Origin of the sequence: Pontibacillus yanchengensis (assembly GCF_009856295.1) — a bacterium.
Classification (GTDB): Bacteria; Bacillota; Bacilli; order Bacillales; family BH030062; genus Pontibacillus; species Pontibacillus yanchengensis_A.
Genome location: NZ_WMEU01000005.1, coordinates 64,843 through 83,205, shown reverse-complemented (window position 1 = coordinate 83,205; position 18,363 = coordinate 64,843). Strand labels below are relative to the sequence as shown.

Below are 18,363 nucleotides of genomic sequence, written 5' to 3'. Positions count from 1 at the left end.
TTTAGGGGTAGCGCTCTTTTGTACATGTTAACCTTCTGTCACCTTATCAGACTTCCATAACAAACCATTCTCTACACAAATACCTACATTCAGTTCTTTATAACCAGCTTCTTCAAACTCAATGCCAATCAGTTCTCCATTAAATACCTTGATAGCACCTATACCAAATTTTTTATGCACAACCTCTTCACCAATGTCCATATCATCCATTTGCATCAAGCTTGCATCTGAACTATGGGGTGTACCTTTTACAGAAGCGTTAGCACTCTTAGGCTGGACGATTTTTCGAACGTTCTGCACAAATATTGATTCTGTAACACGCTCATTGCCTTTATAGTTGTAGCTCAAGAGTTCTAGATGATTCCTAGCTCTCGTCATGCCAACATAGAATAAGCGAGTCGCTTCTTCCATAGGCCCATACTCTTTATTACGGTAGCGGTCCATATCATCTTTAGAGGGAACTACGCCATCAACGAGATCCGTCATATATACTCTATCGAACTCTAATCCTTTGGCGCTGTGGAAAGTGGTGAGCGTAAGTTTGCTTTTACTCTTATTATATTTTGATGTCTGAATTAGTTTTTCAAGTTCTTTTAAGCGATCTGCAAAGCCTTTAAGGGAACCAAGTCCCTCTGCGATTTCCTCTAGAGTATCAAGGATGCCGAAAAGATGTTCAGCGTTGAACCCATACTTTTCACACATATTCGTTATAGCACGGTCGTAACCAAGCTTTTCACGAATCGTACGAATCGCCTTGGCTGGCTCCATCTGGTTAATATTTTTGAACTGCTGCTTTGCTTTCGTAATATATTTCTGCTGATAGGAAGGAAGTTCGCTATCTAGCAACGTATCAAAAACAGATGTATGAGTGGGTTTCTTTTTTAAAAAGGCAATTTGCTGCTTGGATATATACGCATTGAATTTCGTATGAATCCTCTCTAGAATATCGACCCGGCGATCATTGTAGGAAAAACGCATAAAGTTCAGCATATCCTCGACTATCCAGTGCTTAAAGAATTTAGCATCGATATCCTTCATATAGAAAGGGATTCCAGCTTTATCGAGCTTGTCTACTAATGGCACTGCCGAAGAATTGTTTCGGTACAAGACAGCAATCTCCTCGTCCCACCCACTTCGTTTGATTTCTTCCGTGACATACTTTAGCTGATCCTCATAGCTACGCATCGATTTAATTTGCACCGAATTAGCTGACGGGTTCTCAGTGAACATTTCTTTAGGATAGCGATTTTGATTACGTTTGATGAACTGATTAGACGTGTTAACTATTTCTTGTGAAGACCGATAGTTTTGGGACATCGTCATGACGGTAGCATTGGCAAATGTTTTCTCAAACTGTAAAAGGTTCTTCACATCAGAACCTCGCCACATAAAAATCGACTGATCATCATCCGCCACTACACAGAGATTATTATGAGGTTTTGCTAATAACTCAACAATTTTATGTTGGACTACCGAGTTATCCTGACTCTCATCGGTCAAAATATATTCAAACTGCCGCTGGTATTTCGATAAGATTTCCTCATCTTCTAGTAAAATGTGATAACAATAAGTGAGCATATCATCAAAATCGAGCAGGATTCTGTCTTCATGGTGGTTCTTAAACTGTTCATAAGAATGAAAGATGGAAGCCGCGTTCTTCACGTTAACTTGAACTTTTTCGAGGCCCTTTCCACTAATCATTCTGTTCTTCACATAGCTTATATATGTCATCAGCTCGTCCATGTCATCATCAGAAATTTGCGCTCCATTCGTATCTTCAAACAACTTCTTCAAGATAAAATGCTTATGAAGTGGAATATCCGGTCCATTAAAGCCTTTTTTCAATTCTTCCTCGCTAATGTTTCCTTCAATGATTAAAAAATCTTGTCTATTCTTCCTTAACCACTCACGGACAACTTTAAAGGCAAAACTATGAATCGTTGAGAAATAAACTTTATCTTCCGTTAACCCAGAAAAGAAGGAATCAAATCGATCTGACATATCTTGTGCGGAAGCTTTACTAAACGTGACTGCCATAATTTGATCCGCTCTCACTTTTTTCTCTAACAGTAGATAGCCGATTTTCATATTAAGCGTCGTTGTCTTCCCTGAGCCAGGAGAAGCCAACAGGAGCAACGGCCCTTCTGTATGCACTACCGCCTGTTTCTGAACATCATTCAAACAGACGCCCGTTTTTTCTTCCATTCGTTCAAAGAAGTCCATAGGGCTGTCCTCCTTCCAAAAGAAAACTTTCATCAGAAAAATAGATGGTAGCGGATTTAAAATCCGTTCTACCATCTATTTGTTCTCATTCTTATTCTTTTTTCATTATATATTCTATTAAGCTAGGATTCTACCTGCTTTTTTTAGTGAGATGGGGGGACAGGTTCCTCGTTTCATGTTCGGAAGAGTGAGACGAGGGACCTGTCCCTGCGTCTCACATCATATTGAACTCTTTGCCTTTTTTAATTTCGGAAAAAGATTAACTGCATTCTCATAAAAAACCTGCTCCACGTGTTTGGAAGGGATAAAATGAGCGATGAAATCAGCATACCCTTTAATCGGAACGAGAGGCCAATCCGATCCAAAAAGCAATTTTTCATAATGACCACAGAAGGTAAGGGCATGTCGCACGTGATCGAAGTAATTACTATGAATCTTCTCTTCTAGCGTCTTATCCGTGCCAACCACCCATCCCGATAAATCCGCAAACATATTAGGATTCTTATACACCACTTCTGCTCCCGTCAGCACCCATGGATCTCCCAGGTGAGCCATCATAAAGTTCACATCTCTTCTTGCTACAGCAACCTCATCTAACGTGAGAGGATGTGCATATTTTAGTAACCCACGCTCCGAATATGTATCTCCTGTATGAAAGACAACCGGGACATTGTAAGCAGCTGCCAGGTCGTAAACAGGCTGATAGACTGCGTCATATGCATAGTAAGGATAATATCCTAAATAAATTTTGATTCCCACAACTTCTTCTTGTTGCAGGTCTTTTTCAAGCTTATCAAGCCCTGATTGATGCAAATGATACGGGTTGATGCCTGGACACATCATTACACCCGGTGGCAAGTCATGCTCTAAATCAAGCCCCATAGGAGATGTGGCGTGGTGGTCCGGAAACCCCATTCGAGGAGTTTCCGTCACCCCCATACCAATTGCCATTTCAATACCACTATCTTCCATTTCCTGTTGCAGCCCTTCACCAGAATAATCTACTAGTGATAGGTGATTGGCGGTGTATTCAAAACTATCAATAGACGAAAAATGAATATGTGCATCAATGATTCTCAAAAAACATCCTCCTATTTTGGGACGCGGGGACAGGTCCCTCATCCCAATGGGACGAGGGACCTGTCCCTTTGTCTCACTATTTAAAATTGATTCCGTGGAATGGGTGTTGGGCTGGAGGTAGATTGTCTTCACTAAAGAATAGTATGGTTGGATCTACTGCTGTTGTTTCTCCAGATGCAGCTGCCCATTCATACTCAGCTTCTATAAGAAACACTTCTGGGTTCATGTACACTCCCGCCATTTTCCGCGTCGTCGGGTGTATAACGGTCATCGTTTCTTTGCGCTCAACAGCGCCAATCGTCACAGAAGGTGTATCGTGTAGCTCATATTCCTCCACACCTGCATAATACTTTTGGAAAATGCCATCTGTTTTCACATTCACATAGCTTGAGGTTAACTTTTCAGCTGGATTAAAAAAGCTATCATATAGTAATTTTTCCTTTGCAAACGTGCGGTTTGAACCTTGGTGAATTTCCGCATAGACAGCAAGAACCGGAACTTCTGGTAGCGTCAGCATATATTGACGTAGTGTAACTCCTTTGAAGGTTTCATGCTCTGTGAACGAAGTCGATAAACAAATACCAGTCCATTGATTTCCGAGCTGGTCGATTTTCATAACAGGTTCAATCTTTGTTTCTTCTTTTAACATGGAATAAGCGCTGACAGCTTGGAACCTATAGCTGATTCCGCCTCCCCATGGATTCCACCATGCTCTCGGGCCAGCTTCTGGATATTGGTTATGCAATGTTTCTTTTCCTTTATAGGAGAGAGAATACAATCCTGGATAATAGTCAGGGCATGCTTTCATAGAAATTATGTCATTATCGACAGACCATCCATCTTCACCCTGAACAACTTGCACATTGCCTGTTCCTTGTACGAGCTGATACGTATTTAAGGCTGCTCGTTGCCCTGGAGAGCGGAACTGTCCTGATATTGCTTTTACACCGGGCTCTCTATGCGTAAGCTGTACGTTCATTTTGGTTGCTTCATCTTCTTTTCCAGCTTCTTTTATAAATGTTCCGCCACCGTTTTTCACACTTAATGTTCCATGAACATAAGGGGTAAGCAAAGAACGAAAAGCGTAATCCACCGATTCTCCTACTTTAGAAATAAATGCTCCATCCTCTGCTTCTAAGGCAAACATAGAACTTTCCATTATATTCGGGGCTTTGTCGCCTAATACAAATTCTCTCCATTTCTGCCAGTTCGGTGAAAGATTAACACCAACTTGAATCGGACCTAAGCATATGTTTTCCTTCGGTTGAATGGATTCAATAGAATACTCGACTGCAAAACGCCAATCATCCTTCTTCCCGACAGCATCTTCGGACCAAGCAAGGCCTTTCGTCTCTCCCATCGATTTCATAAATAACCATGGCTCTGAGATGTCTTTATCACGGATATACTCTATAAAAGGAATCAACGCTTCATGCCCTTTCATGACGTGACCTTGTTGAGGAATGGCTACACTTTTAAACTCCATGAAGACCGGCTGAAGAAGGGAAATGGAAGACTTAGTTTCTAATCCGTCATTTACGAACTCATGCTTGATTTCAACTAACCCTTCTCCATAGAGTTTGAAATACGTATGGAGTAAAAGCGGCGAGAAGGCTTCCGACGCTAGTGTTGTTTTGATAACAAACGCCTCAGGAAGCTCGATGTATTCCACATACGACGCTTCTCTTTTTGAAAACTCTTCACTATATGGCTTACCGATTTTAGGAGTAAAAAACACTACTGGATCTTCGCAGGAATACATGGACCCTATCTTCACAAGATGGTTTCTTTTTTCAACCTCTACATAGGTTAGTCCGTTATAGCCGTACCAATGAGTGTCCGTATCTCCTCCAAATTTCCCGCCATACCCTGGGAAAGCCTGTGTTAACCGAGCTGTAAACGTGTAGGACGCTCCATTTTCAGATTCAACAAGTACATCTACTTCTTCAGATAGGAATCCATTCTGTAGAAGTTGTACTGATAATGGAACGGAAATGCGACCTTTCCTAGCCACCTTTGTATTAATTTCGGATGTCTCCCATTTCACAACTTTGTTTTCTGGGAGTTTAATAGTCCAGTTCGAATCTTCTTCTAACTGACTTACCAAATCTAAATATAACGTTCCCGTTTGCTGAGCTCTCCAACTTTTTGTAACGGAACGGACTTCGACTTTCCCTGCCTTAATTGGGAACACACCCATATTCATAGGGAAAATGTAGCCTTCTATATCAATCGTCGCTCCTACGACAGGATGCGTTTTCCATGGACTAGGTTCACTCTTTGGAACCGTGATAGAAAAAGGAAAATCTCCGTGCCATTCATCTGAGATGTTTACGCTTTCTTGTAATGGATGATGAACAAGCTCTGCTGCATTACTTGTTAGCGAAACATTAAGAGGTGTTGCCGTTTTATTGTTTATACGATACTTCACCGCATGATTTTTCTTTTCCAGAAGCTTAAAATCAGGTAGCTCCATTTCGATTAACAAATCCTGTGTTTCAATTAGGCGAATACCTCTTCCTGTCCGCTCAAACTGAATGCGAACGAATTCATCTCCTGCTTCCCACCTATACTCATAAAAGGTGTGTTCATTTGGTTTTATGCCATCTGGCTTGATATCGATAGTTCGTTGACTGGTCGTGTACCAATCATGTTTTTCAAAAAATGGTCGCAACCAATCGATTTGCAACACCATCGGCATAAAATTCATCAAATGAGTCGTATCATCTCTATCTTCCCAAAAGAAACCGCATTTTTTATATAATGGTACAGCTTTTGTATTACCTGGCCATGTAAATAGATCAAGCCTTGGCCACTCATACTCCACCGTTTTCTCTATGGCTGTAAGGAGAAGTTGTTTCCCTATCTTTAACCCTTGATAATCTGGATGTACGTTGATGAGAGGAATATAAAGTGCACCAATGTCTTCCCTATACTCAGAGAGGCCGCAATATCCAACAACTTCTTCCTCCACTAGCGCAAGGAATGTATGAAGATTCGTAGATTTAGCTTCCTTATCCATGACATCTTGCTCCGTTGTTACAACAGCATCGCCACCCCAGTTCTCCCCACTCTCATTCCACATCTTCGCCAAACTTTTCGCTAGACCATCATGATACTCGACTATATTCACACGTTCCATTGTTTTCATACAAGTTCCTCCATGTTCTTTAATTATCGATTAAATCCCACCATTTCCATTCCTAATTTCGTATCGACAATCATAATCATTGCAAACTCCTCCCTTCACCTTATGTACTGGAAAAATAATCATATTACTCATAGTTTAAAAGTATATGTTCACAAAGTAAAGAATATTCAGACAGGTGCGATGAAGGGTTGGGATGAGGGGACAGGTCCCCATAGCCCACTACCAAAAGATTGTATAAACACTGTACTCCCTATCCATACTTAAGATTAGATCCATATTCTGTACAAAAGTACATCTATTAAGAGGAGAGGTGCATCATGAAGCTTTTATTCTTATTCGTTGGTATTATCATTTTGATATTTCTATTATCTGTTGGTTTAGCATACTGGGCAGCTTGATGTGAGACGAAGGGACAGGTTCCTCGTCTCAGTCCCACACGTCCCCAAAAATAAAAGGAACCTCCAATATGAAGGTCCCTTTACTAAACATATGAATATACTTTTCAAATACATAACTTTCTACTACAACTCTTTTTCACCTTGATCTCCATTAATAGAATAACTGGCCGTTATTTCAGCATTCAACGAGTTGGATACTGAACAATATTTATCTTTAGATAATTGAATAGCACGAATCACTTTATCTTCAGGTAAATCTCCTTCTAAGGCATAATGAATGTGAATCGTAGTGAATCGTTTTGGATGATCCTCAGCACGATCTCCTTCTACATCCATATGGAAAGAAGTTGGTTCTAAGCGCATCTTCTTTAAAATAGAGATGATATCAATCCCTGTGCAACCAGCAACAGCATTCATTAGATACTCAGTAGGCCGTGCTCCTGCGTTTTCCCCACCAGCATCTGGCCCTGCGTCCATCATCATGTTGTGTCCAGATGCAGTTTCACTTGAAAACCCCATATTTCCCGTCCAATTCACAGTGGTATTCATCATAGATTTCCCTCCATATATTCATTATTCTCTTCAAATCCAACAATATACCCTACACCCTATTTGGTCAATTCGTTGAACTTAAGGAATGAGACGGAGGGACAGGTCCCTCATCTCACCCCATTTATTTCGAAAAGTGGAGGGACGAGGAACCTGTCCCCTCATCCCCGAATTTCCATGGGCCTCGCACAAACACTTCAAGTTCATCGAGAATGTTACATTAACCTTATCTTGATCCCAGTCCACTTCATATTCGAGGTACTGAATTGCTTTCGTTTTCGAGTTAAACTTAGCCTTGTGGCTCTTATCTTTGATTCTGAACATGTGCAGAGATCTTGCATCGTTCGAATCGTAATGTACATCAACGTTTATCCTTAATTTGTCATCCCCCGTACGCTCCAGACCAGTGATGGTTTCAACTGGATAACCAGCAATTTTAAATGATAGATTCATCTGTAATGGCAATCCGATAAGCCATGTTTTAAAATATTTCGGCTCTTTTAAGGTATGAATCGAAGAAAAAGAACGAAAAGCCGTCTCTTGCACGACATCGAGCGCACCATCCTGATCATATATATGTAGGCGGTCCGATAAACAGCTTCCTCATATTGCTGAAACAGCTTCGAGTACGCTTTCCGGTCCCTTTTTTGAGCTTTTTTAACGAGTCGTATGTTCTTCATCAACTGCTTCCTTATCTACTGTTCTATTGATTAGACGTGAGGGAAGGATGTTTTGCTTTGCTTTCGAATCAGCTTATTTTTTTAAAATTTTTTATATGGGCCATAATCGAAAAAAACAGAACCCTAATTAGGATTCTGATTCCTTACACTTTATACCTCAACAACCCTTGCAACGCTATTCCCACAGTTTTTACATTTTCCTTTTAAAACCACACCAGAGGAGTCTTTCTCAATTATAAAATTTACAATGGTGACCTCATACAAGCATTTAGAGCAAAACACATTCTGAATGAGTTTTCATGTTGAACAGGGAACTCTAAGCTTTACCTTCACACAACATGCAGTGTCTTTCAAGCTGCCACTTCCTACTTTTATGAGCAACCATGTTACAATGAAAAAAAGACATTTACATTGAGGTGTTACACATGCAAATTGAAGTATGGTCAGATTTCGTCTGTCCGTTTTGTTATATTGGGAAACGTCGTTTAGAGGAAGCATTAGCGGAATTTCCAGAAGCAGAACAAGTCGAAGTCAAATTTAAGAGCTTTGAGTTAGACCCTTCTGCTCCAGTGGATACTGATAAAAACACATACGAACGTCTAGCGGCTAAGTATGGAAAGTCCATAGAGGAAGCAAAGCAGATGACTGAAGGGGTACGCCAACAAGCCGCTGAAGTAGGGCTGCAATTTGATTTTGATCACATGATTCCGACGAATACATTTGATGCTCATCGTCTTTTCCAAAAGGCTTACGAAAAAGGGCTAGGGGATAAAGTCTCTGAACAACTATTCCACGCCCATTTTGAAGCAACAAAACACATTGGGAATAGAGAAACGTTAACAGCAATAGCCCTTCAAGCTGGGATGACGCAACAAGATGTAGACGCTGCCTTTCAAGAGGACCGATACGCACAGTCCGTACGAAACGATGAACAAGAAGCTCAACAAATTGGCGTTCAAGGGGTTCCGTTCTTCGTTTTCAACCGTAAGTTCGCTGTTTCTGGAGCCCAACCAAAAGAAGCTTTCTTACAAGGACTGAACAAAGCCCTGGAAGAAGAGAAAAAGACACCAGCTTTTGAATCTATTGGTAATAATCAGACAGGTGTATGTACCGATGATGGGTGTGATTCATAGGAATTAATTATTGATCAAACGTTTGATTAATATGATACGCATACAAAAAGAGTCCCAGCGGTGGGACTCTTTTTTTAACTATTCATGTTCTACTTACTCATCTCTTGTTGTAGCCATTTGTTCTGATGTTACATTAAATATGGCTTGTTCCCTTGCCCTCACTTCAGCTTGGTGATCCCTTCGAAGGGAAGTGAACATGTTAACACACATCATAATCATAATTATTGCAAAAGGTAGTGCAGCTGTTAGGGAGGCTGTCTGCAATCCTTGAAGACCACTGCTGATAATAAGGACAACCGAGATAGCAGCAATAAGAGTACCCCAAACTATTTTTGTAGCTAATGGTGGGTTCATGCTCCCTTTTGAGGTCATCATCCCTAATACAAAGGTGGCCGAGTCGGCTGATGTAACGAGAAAAACAGAGATTAAGAAAATGGATAAACTAGATAGTAATGTTGCAAATGGGAACTGCTCTAACGTAGCAAAAAGAGCACTGGTTACATCGTCATTAACAGCACCTGCTAGAGGTACGTTATTAAACATATCCATATGCAATGCAGCCCCACCAAAAACAGAAATCCAGACCATTGCAATAAATGGAGGTACAATTAGTACACCAAAAACCATTTCCCTTATCGTTCTTCCTCTGGAAATACGGGCTACGAACGAACCTACGAATGGTGACCATGCTATCACCCAAGCCCAATAGAAAATGGTCCAATCTTTCACCCATGATCCTCCTTCATATGGAGTCATATAGAAGCTCATTTGAATGAATTTTTGTACATAGTCTCCTACTCCAAGCGTAAAGCTTTCAAAAATAAATACAGTTGGTCCAAGAAATAAAACAAAAATCATTAGAGCAAGAGCCACTATGAGGTTAACGTTACTCAAGTACTTAATACCTCGATCCAACCCTGTTGTGGATGAAATAAGGTACAACACCAACATAATTCCTGTAATCGCAAGCTGTATAGCAGCATTTTGGGGAACATCATACATATAGTTCAGTCCCCCGTTAATTTGCAAAATACCCATTCCTAGTGATGTAGCTACCCCCATTACTGTCGCTATGACTGCGAGAGTATTAACTGTCGTTTTCCATGTTGCTTTCTTTTGCGGTTTATTCAATGTCATAGTTGAGCTAATGAGAGCCCCTCGGCCTTTCTTATACTGGAAGTAAGCCATCACTAGACCAACTACTGTGAAAACGGACCATTGGTGTATGCCCCAATGAAAGAAAGAATATCGCATTGCTGTTCTTGCCGCTTCCTCGGACCCGCCTTGGATTTCAAAACCAAGCGGTGGAGTGGAGAAGTGCGTCATAGGCTCAGCTACCCCCCAAAAAACCAACCCAACCCCAAACCCTGCACTGAAAAGCATACCAATCCAGGTAAAATAGGAATATTTCGGTCGTTCATCTTGTTGGCCAAGCCTCACTTTTCCATACTTGCCGATAGCTAAATAAAAGCAGAAAATCACAAAAAATATCACAGCAATCAAATAAAACCAACCAAACGCATTAGTCGTAAAACTAAAAACCATTTCAGCAAGCTTAGCAAATCCTTTAGGATCAGAGGCTCCACAGATAACGATGAACGTAATTACGAATGCTGATATCCAGAATACAGGGTTCTTACCATTGGAGTTCATGTTCACTCACCTTCTTTTTTGGACGTTATAATGGTTCCCACTCACTTCATCAGTGAGTGGGGGGCTGTTACTTGCTATACCTTTTTACGATGCTTCAATTTAATATTTACAACACGTGGCTCCGTCATTTCTTGTATAGAAGCCTTTACGCCCTCTCGACCTATACCAGAACCTTTCACACCACCAAATGGCATTGCATCAATACGATAATCACTGCTATCATTTATCATAACCCCTCCAACTTGAAGGCGACTTATGGCTTCAAAAGCATGTTCAAGATTTTCCGTAAAGATTCCAGCATGAAGCCCATAATTCACATTGTTCGAGCGATCGATTGCTTCTTCTAGTGTTGAGACAGCATAAAGCAGTACAACAGGACCGAAGATTTCTTCCTTTGCTAACATACAATCACCTGGAACATTTGCCAGCACTGTCGGTTGATAATAAGCACCTTCTCTTTCTCCTCCAATGAGAAGGTCTGCTCCTTTCTCAACTGCTTCCGATACCCATTCTTCCACTCGTATGGCTTCGTTTTCATTAATCATAGGTCCCATGTCTGTTGATTCGAGTAATTTATCACCGTAATTATACGTAGAGGTCTCCTTAATAAATTGTTGTTCAAAGGAATGATATACTTCCTCCTGAACATAAATTCTCTGCACACCTATACAATTTTGACCAGCAGCTGCAAAGGAACCGGAAACACAAGCTGGGACTGCCTCCTCCAGGATTGCATCATCCAGCACAATGACAGGTGAATTAGAGCCCAGCTCCATATTGATTTTCTTCAATCCAGCCTGACTTGCTAATTTTTGTCCAGTTTCCAAACCACCTGTGAAAGATATTTTTCGAATAGCCGGATGTGTCACAAGAGTATCCCCCACTTCTCGTCCACTACCTGTAACTACCGACAAGATTTTATTCGGAAGACCAGCATAATCCAATGCTTCAGCAAGAAGCAGAGCACTGAGCGGCGTTACCGACGCTGGCTTCACAATAATCGCATTTCCAGATGCAATCGCAGGGCCTACTTTATGTGCTACAAGGTTAAGTGGATCATTAAAAGGGGTGATGGCACCTATGATTCCAACTGGAAACTGATAATAATAGCCGACCCGATCTTCACTACCAGCATGCTGATCAAAGGAAATCGTTTCTCCAGTTATGCGCCTCGCTTCCTCTGCAGAAATTCTTATCGTTTCAACGGACCGCTTTACTTCGCCACGTGCTTCTTGAATGGTTTTACTGCCTTCCAGTGCTATCGTCTTAGCATACCGTTCCATATGCTCCTCCACATAATCGGCAGCACGCTGAAGTATCGTCATTCTTTCATGGATGGGAAGCTCTGAAGATATCTCCCTCCCCTCTTTTGCTTCCTCAATTGCAAACAGCATATCTTCCTTATTGGCTGATGGTACACTAGCTATTAATGACTGGTCATGTGAGTTAAGAACATCAATCTTGGCTTCACGGTTTTTCCATTCTCCCGCAAGATACATGCTTTGAACCGCTGTTTTAGTCGTCATTTTACCCATCCTTTCAATAAGCGTTGACCGTTTTCTTCTTACGATGAATATGAATTAAATCTATTAATAACGAGTAACCTGTTTCTGTAATACCAGCTCCTGCACCTGTAAGTGTAATCGGACCAGCTAAATCACATTGATACAGAATAGCGTTTGTGGCACTACTTACGGAAGCAAGAGGGTCCGAAACAGGAATCCGCTTTGGCTCAACACTAGCCGTAACATGACCGTTTTCCTTTTTAATCGTCGCAAGTAGCTTCCAACGCTCTCCCTGCTTTTGAGCTTCTTTCATATCCTCTGGTGTTAGGTGACTGATTCCTTCGCAAGGTACATCCTGTACATCAATGGGAACATCCATTAGATAATTAGTAAGAATAACCGCTTTGTACCTTACATCAAATCCCTCAATATCATTCGTAGGGTCGGCTTCAGCAAAGCCATTATCCTTGGCTTCCTGTAACGCATCATAAAATGCCAAACCTTCTTCCATTTTCGTTAATATATAATTGGAAGTTCCGTTCAAAATCCCGGTTATTTCTGTGATTTCATTTCCTGCTAACGACGATAATGGCATCCTCAAAGCTGGCGTGCCGCTCATAACAGTTCCTTCAAATCCAAAAAAGACGCCATTCTGTTCTGCTAGCTTCTTCAGCTCCCTGTATTTAAGCGCTATAGGACCTTTATTGGTTGTAATCACATTTTTGCCAGCCTGAAATGCAGTCTCACAGTGATGAATTGCTGGTTGTCCTGTCTTCACATCTGTGAACGTTACTTCCATAATGGTATCTGCATTTGTTTGTCTAATCGTTTCTACACTATCAAGCCCTTTAACCAGCCCTCGTCTATCTGGGTAATCATTCAGACTACCTGTAGAATGAAGCGTTTCCAAAACAAGATTTACATCCAATCCATCTGGATGATATAAAGAGCCTTTCATCATATCTGAGATAGCAACCACTTTGACATCTAAGTCCTCTTGTTGAATAAGCTTGTCCTTTTGATGAAGGAGAATGTTGGCCAGGCCTTGACCAACACCTCCAAATCCTATAAACGCTATGTTGTGACCCAATATGTCCACCTCCATTTAAGTAAGTAGATGATGTGCTGTTTGAGTTAATATTGCTGTACCCATTGGTAAGCACCTTTCATCTATATCAAAAATTGGTGTATGAAGATCGCGTTGAATACCATCAGGCATCGCACATCCTAGAAAGAACATAGATGCCTGAACCTCCTTTGCAAAATAAGCAAAATCTTCACCACCAAGTCCAAATGGCCCCTTAGCAACCTTTACATCGGGATAGACAGTTTCTGCAGCACCGATTATCGTCTGGTTCACTTCAGGGTTATTCTTCAATGCCGGCTCTCCTTTCTCCACTTTAAATTCATAGTCCCCACCAAGTGCTTGTGCAATTTTAAAGGCTTTCTCTAATTCACCGATAAGGTAGTCTCTCGTTTCATTTCGATAGGTCCTAATCGTTCCGACAATCTTGACTTCACTTGGTATAACATTGCTTGCACTTCCACTATGAACTTCTCCGATACTAACAACTGCCGTTTCTAGTGGGGAAACACGACGATTAACGATGCTATAGAGTGATTGAAGCACGGATGATAGCATCCATATAGGGTCTGACCCTGTATGTGGGTACCCTCCATGGCTACCTGTACCAATGATCTTTCCTTCAAACACATCGACATTTGCCATGCTTTCGCCATCATTAACCTGTATCGTTCCGAATGACTGCCAAGGACAGACATGTAACGCTACTGCATGGGAAACGTCTTCTACAACGCCCTCTTTAATCATATAAGGAGCTCCTGATAAGGAATGCTCATCTGTTGCTTCCTCTGCAGGTTGAAACAATAGTTTAACCGTTCCCCGGAGTTGATTCTCCTCAGCATCTTTCACTAACAGCTTAGCTACACCTAATAACATAGCGGTATGAGCATCGTGGCCACAGGCATGCATAACCCCTTCTCTCCTAGACTTATAGGAATGCGTATTGGTTTCTTGAATAGGTAGCGCATCCATATCCGCTCTTAGGGCGACGGTAGGTCCGGGCTGACCAGCAATGGTGGCAACGACCCCGGTACCTCCAACCCCTTCCCGAATGTCCTCCACCCCGATTTCGCGTAATATTTTGGCAACAAAAGCTGCTGTATTATACTCCTGAAAGCTCAGCTCAGGCTGGGAGTGAATGGCTCGGCGCCATTTGCGTAAATCTTCCTCTAATGATTCCGCTCGTTCCTTTATCGAGTATCCAACGATCGACATCGCTTACCCCACCCTTTATCCGAAGCGTTTTTATACCTTTTCAGGGCTAGAGATGGCTTGGAAAGCCTGCTCGAGATCTGCAATAAGATCATCTGCATCTTCAATACCCGCAGAGTATCTTACAAGACCTTCTGGGATGCCCATTGCTGCTCGTTCCTCTGGCGTACATTCCACATGGCTTGTTGTTCGAGATGGTCCTACTGTTGTTTCTACAGCGCCAAGATTGGCTGCTCGATGGGCATACTCTAGCTTTGGTAGCAACTGTCTAATGGTTTCTACTCCACCTTTTAACGCAAAACTGAACATACCACCGAAGTTATCCATTTGCTTCTTAGCTATCTCGTGACCTGGGTGTGTTTCCAGACCTGGATAAAATACATCCTCAACCATTTCATGAGATTGCAAATAGTTTGCTACCTTCAAGGCATTTTCACATTGTTTGTTGACGCGAAGTTGTAATGTTTTCATCCCTCTTAGCAACAAGTATGCTGCCATTGGATCCATTGTAGCCCCGTTTATTTCTCGATAATGATAAATTTTACTAACTAACGAATTCTTTCCGCATACAACACCACCAAGTGCATCAGCATGGCCGCCAAGGAATTTCGTAGCACTGTGGATGACAAGGTCCACACCAAATTGAAGAGGTCTCTGGTTAATCGGAGTAGCAAACGTATTATCGATAATGACAAGAGCGCCAGCATCATGACCTGCCTTTACCATGCGTTCAATATCTGTAACTTTTACGGTTGGATTCGTAGGTGTTTCTAGATAAAGAATTTTGCATCCCTTTGCAACTTCCGCTTCAATAGCTTCATGATTACCCGTCTCACAAAGCTCTACATTAATATTTAATGAAGGAAGGAATTCGGTGAAAATTTTATTAGTGCCTCCATACGTATCTTTTATAGAGACAATTCGATCCCCTGGAAATAAAAACGTAGAGAGCGTGTTACTAATAGCTGCCATACCTGTGGAAAAGCTTGTAGCTGATTCAGCTCCTTCCAAGGACTTCACTTTATCCTCAAAAGCCTGCACAGTTGGATTGGTATTTCGTCCATAAATATGTCCTTTTTTATTCCCAATTGCGACTTCGTACCACTCATCCATGTCCTCATATCCATAAGCGACACTATGAACAACAGGAACTTGCGTGGCTCCATGTACTAAATACTCTTTTTCTCCTGCCCATACTGAATTTGTCCCGATGTTTGTTTTTGTCAATTTGATCATCTCCTTATTGTTTTACAACTAATCCTGCCTTTTCTTCCTGTAGAAGCTCATAGGCATATATGGCAATCGCCGTATCTTGAACTCCTGTCCCTGTTAAGTCACACAGCGTAATTTGTTCCGCGGTTTTCCTGCCTTGTTTGTCGCCCGAAGTGACTTCTCCGATTTCTACAGCCTTATCTAGCATTTCTTGCTGTGATGTAGCATGTCTAAGCTCTCCTAATACTTGTGATTGTTCTTTTCGATCACATGCAAGAACATCCACCTGTTCTAGTATTTCTGATTCAAGCTCTTGCTTTGATTCAGCATCAGAACCCATCGCTGTTATATGGAGACCGCTATGAAGCCAGTCTGCTTTAATCACTGGAGAGGTAGATGGGGTTGTGGTAACGAGTATGTCACTACCTCGAACCGCTTCTTCGGCTCTAACTGCTTCTACCTTTATCCCCAAATCTACTTCCATATCATCGATATACCGTTGTATATTTTCTTCCTTTCTCCCATATACTAGAACCCTTTCAATCTTCCTTACTTGCGCAATAGCTTTTATTTGATAACGCGCTTGACTTCCCGTACCAATGACTCCAGCAATCCGTGCGTCCTCTTTTGCAAAATGCTTGGCTACCACTGCCCCCGCCGCAGCAGTTCGAATATCCGTAAGGTAGCCATTATCAAGTAGTAATGATTCGGGCTGACCCGTTTGGGAGTTAAGCAGCATCATCAATCCATTGCCACTAGGAAGACCCAGTTTATAGTTATCAAAAAAACCAGAGGATACTTTAATAGCAAAGTAATCTAATCCTTTTACATAGGCTGTTTTCACATCAACTTCTCCGTTGTGAGCAGGAATATCTACCCTCATGATTGGTGGCATCTCTACATTTTTTGTCACCAGGCTCGTAAAAGCATCTTCAATAATTTGAACCGTTTCTGTATTGAGATCTATATAACTACGAATCTCTTCATCGGAAGCAAGAAACATAGACTACCTCCTATTTAGTTAAATGGCGTCATTTCTGAATGCATAATAATCACTAGTTGGGATAAGCTTTCTCGGCATATCAGCAAGTACTTCACTCCCCTGATTCGTCACTCGGAATGATTCACTGATTTCAATTCCGTAATCGTCGTACCAAATACCAGGAATCATATGAAAGACCATGTTTGGTTCTAGTACTGTCTTATCCCCTTGGCGAAGACTAGCCGTGTGCTCTCCCCAATCTGGCGGATAACTTAGTCCTGTTGAGTAGCCAATTCGAGAATCCTTCGTAATGCCATGACGGGCAATTGTCTTCCGCCATACATCCTCTACTTCTTCACATGTTACACCTGGCTTTGCAACATCAAGTGCTGCATTCAACCCTTCCACTACTACTTTCGAAAGATCATTTACTTTCTCATCCTGAGGCCCTATAGAGACCGTCCGTGCCATAGGCGAATGATATCGTTTGTAGCACCCCGCTAATTCAATGATGACGAGATCATTATCTTGGTATCTTTTATCCGACCAGGTTAGATGTGGCGTAGATGTATGTTCACCTGAAGGAAGCATAGGCACGATTGCAGGGTAATCTCCACCGAACTCGGAGGTCCCGCTAATTAAACTTTTATAAATATCCCCTACCACGTCGCATTCACGTACACCTTCAGCTATGGATTGAATAGCTTGATTCATTCCTAACTCTACGATTCGAGATGCGTTTTTTATATAAGCTATTTCCTGCTCTGATTTAACGATGCGCACTTGGTTCACCAGTGAAGTTGCATCTTTGAAATGTGCATTTGGTAGGGAATGTTGTAAATATTCAAAGGTTAGAGCTGTAAAATAATAAGCCCCCTTCTCTACACCAAACACTCGGTTTCCTTGCCCCATTTGCTTTAGAATCGACGCAACAAATTGCATCGGATGCTTTTCTTTTGAATCTACATAGTCATCTGTGTAGGAAATGATATTCTCTTTGTACAACCATGTTGTCGCCTTTGCTCCATTAGCATCCATCCCTCTACCAATCCAGAATGGCTGATCTTCGTCGATGATTAAGACGACCATCTGTTCCACATAAAAGGACCACCCATCATACCCTGATAAATAATTCATATTCGCAGGATCAGTAACGAGTAGCACCTCAATCCCCTCATGCAGCATCCTTTGTTTCGTTTTCTGAATTCTCTCCAGGTATTCGCTTTTATCAAAAGCCAACATAAGAACACCTCCTGCCACCTAGTAATTTTCAATATTTTTATAATATTTTGTAAATTCTTATTGTATATCTTACTTACTGTACAGGTTCATAGACAATTGCAAAATTGTATGAAGTTACAAAAAAGATTTTATACACATTCACTAATAAAAAAAGCACACTTACGTATAGAGGCCTCGGCCACATCACTTTTGTTATACACAAGCATTGAATTTTATAATTTCCTATGCAACAAAAAAAAGCAAGACCAGTAAGGTCTTG

13 protein-coding genes are annotated in these 18,363 nt (G+C 41.4%); 1 reads left to right on the top strand and 12 read right to left on the bottom strand.

Features of this window, described 5'->3' with window-relative positions:
• Positions 1-27: 27 nt before the first annotated feature.
• The 5 genes from GLW08_RS15130 to GLW08_RS15110 all read right to left on the bottom strand — a co-directional run bounded on the left by GLW08_RS15130 (position 28) and on the right by GLW08_RS15110 (position 7,947).
• The gene (locus tag GLW08_RS15130) at positions 28-2,223 is read right to left on the bottom strand and encodes an ATP-dependent helicase (protein ID WP_160849490.1); all 2,196 of its coding nucleotides are present in this window, start codon (positions 2,221-2,223) and stop codon (positions 28-30) included.
• Positions 2,224-2,442: 219 nt separating this feature from the next.
• Positions 2,443-3,303 (bottom strand): amidohydrolase family protein, encoded by an 861-nt coding sequence (locus GLW08_RS15125; RefSeq protein ID WP_160849489.1) that lies wholly within the window; start codon positions 3,301-3,303, stop codon positions 2,443-2,445.
• 76 nt (positions 3,304-3,379) lie between these two features.
• A complete protein-coding gene (locus GLW08_RS15120) occupies positions 3,380-6,454 on the bottom strand; it encodes a GNAT family N-acetyltransferase (RefSeq protein WP_160849488.1) in 3,075 nt (1,024 codons plus the stop codon).
• A gap of 521 nt (positions 6,455-6,975) precedes the next feature.
• Positions 6,976-7,401, bottom strand: coding sequence for an OsmC family protein (locus tag GLW08_RS15115; protein WP_423808637.1), 426 nt, complete (start codon positions 7,399-7,401; stop codon positions 6,976-6,978).
• A gap of 81 nt (positions 7,402-7,482) precedes the next feature.
• On the bottom strand, positions 7,483-7,947 hold the full coding sequence (locus GLW08_RS15110; protein WP_160849486.1) for a hypothetical protein: 465 nt from the start codon (positions 7,945-7,947) through the stop codon (positions 7,483-7,485).
• Between the two features lie 559 nt (positions 7,948-8,506).
• Here GLW08_RS15110 and GLW08_RS15105 point away from each other — a divergent pair.
• Positions 8,507-9,214 (top strand): DsbA family oxidoreductase, encoded by a 708-nt coding sequence (locus tag GLW08_RS15105; protein ID WP_160849485.1) that lies wholly within the window; start codon positions 8,507-8,509, stop codon positions 9,212-9,214.
• A 93-nt stretch (positions 9,215-9,307) separates the two neighbouring features.
• Here the strand turns inward: GLW08_RS15105 and GLW08_RS15100 are convergent, their stop codons facing one another.
• From GLW08_RS15100 to GLW08_RS15070, 7 genes are all read right to left on the bottom strand, one after another.
• Positions 9,308-10,867, bottom strand: coding sequence for a BCCT family transporter (locus GLW08_RS15100; protein WP_160849484.1), 1,560 nt, complete (start codon positions 10,865-10,867; stop codon positions 9,308-9,310).
• A 74-nt stretch (positions 10,868-10,941) separates the two neighbouring features.
• A complete protein-coding gene (locus tag GLW08_RS15095; RefSeq protein WP_160849483.1) occupies positions 10,942-12,393 on the bottom strand; it encodes an aldehyde dehydrogenase family protein in 1,452 nt (483 codons plus the stop codon).
• A gap of 13 nt (positions 12,394-12,406) precedes the next feature.
• Complete coding sequence (locus GLW08_RS15090) at positions 12,407-13,462, bottom strand: homoserine dehydrogenase (RefSeq protein ID WP_160849482.1); 1,056 nt, start codon at positions 13,460-13,462, stop codon at positions 12,407-12,409.
• A gap of 15 nt (positions 13,463-13,477) precedes the next feature.
• Positions 13,478-14,671, bottom strand: coding sequence for a M20 metallopeptidase family protein (locus GLW08_RS15085; protein ID WP_160849481.1), 1,194 nt, complete (start codon positions 14,669-14,671; stop codon positions 13,478-13,480).
• 30 nt (positions 14,672-14,701) lie between these two features.
• Positions 14,702-15,895 carry a cystathionine gamma-synthase family protein gene (locus GLW08_RS15080; protein WP_160849480.1) on the bottom strand — a complete coding sequence of 398 codons (1,194 nt, stop codon included), beginning with the start codon at positions 15,893-15,895 and terminating at the stop codon, positions 14,702-14,704.
• Positions 15,896-15,908: 13 nt separating this feature from the next.
• A complete protein-coding gene (locus GLW08_RS15075) occupies positions 15,909-16,883 on the bottom strand; it encodes a cyclodeaminase (RefSeq protein ID WP_160849479.1) in 975 nt (324 codons plus the stop codon).
• Positions 16,884-16,901: 18 nt separating this feature from the next.
• Positions 16,902-18,104 (bottom strand): M24 family metallopeptidase, encoded by a 1,203-nt coding sequence (locus tag GLW08_RS15070; protein WP_423808698.1) that lies wholly within the window; start codon positions 18,102-18,104, stop codon positions 16,902-16,904.
• Positions 18,105-18,363 lie beyond the last annotated feature (259 nt).

Excerpts from the sequence above, each read along its gene's own strand:
- GLW08_RS15130 (WP_160849490.1), bottom strand. The coding sequence starts at position 2,223 with ATGGACTTCTTTGAACGAATGGAAGAAAAAACGGGCGTCTGTTTGAAT.
- GLW08_RS15120 (WP_160849488.1), bottom strand. The coding sequence starts at position 6,454 with ATGAAAACAATGGAACGTGTGAATATAGTCGAGTATCATGATGGTCTA.
- GLW08_RS15115 (WP_423808637.1), bottom strand. The coding sequence starts at position 7,401 with ATGAATACCACTGTGAATTGGACGGGAAATATGGGGTTTTCAAGTGAA.
- GLW08_RS15105 (WP_160849485.1), top strand. The coding sequence starts at position 8,507 with ATGCAAATTGAAGTATGGTCAGATTTCGTCTGTCCGTTTTGTTATATT.
- GLW08_RS15100 (WP_160849484.1), bottom strand. The coding sequence starts at position 10,867 with ATGAACTCCAATGGTAAGAACCCTGTATTCTGGATATCAGCATTCGTA.
- GLW08_RS15095 (WP_160849483.1), bottom strand. The coding sequence starts at position 12,393 with ATGACGACTAAAACAGCGGTTCAAAGCATGTATCTTGCGGGAGAATGG.
- GLW08_RS15085 (WP_160849481.1), bottom strand. The coding sequence starts at position 14,671 with ATGTCGATCGTTGGATACTCGATAAAGGAACGAGCGGAATCATTAGAG.
- GLW08_RS15075 (WP_160849479.1), bottom strand. The coding sequence starts at position 16,883 with ATGTTTCTTGCTTCCGATGAAGAGATTCGTAGTTATATAGATCTCAAT.
- GLW08_RS15070 (WP_423808698.1), bottom strand. The coding sequence starts at position 18,104 with ATGTTGGCTTTTGATAAAAGCGAATACCTGGAGAGAATTCAGAAAACG.